Raw genomic sequence first — 212 nt, 5'->3', positions numbered from 1 at the left:
TCGGCCAGCGACGGGACGGGTGCTCCGGGAGGCTATTTTCTGCTGCGCCAGCGACGCATAGTAGCGGGTCCGGGCTCCATTCTGACCGGCAATCCTATTGAAGCGGATATAGATGACCTCGCTACGCTTGGCCATGTGAAAAACGATTGGCGTCTCTGGCACGATCTCACCACGAAGGGGACTCTGATTGCGGCCGGCTTCCCCGATACAGG

The 212-nt window shown here is 59.9% G+C and carries 1 protein-coding gene; it reads left to right on the top strand.

Going from position 1 to position 212, the window contains the following annotated elements; genetic code table 11:
* Positions 1-212 (top strand): hypothetical protein (locus tag AF337_RS44545; RefSeq protein WP_152971150.1); only part of this gene is annotated, 212 nt, incomplete at both ends.

The organism is Rhizobium ecuadorense (genome assembly GCF_001187535.1).
In the GTDB taxonomy this organism is placed as follows: Bacteria; Pseudomonadota; Alphaproteobacteria; order Rhizobiales; family Rhizobiaceae; genus Rhizobium; species Rhizobium ecuadorense.
This window is presented reverse-complemented; position numbering and strand designations above follow the sequence as displayed.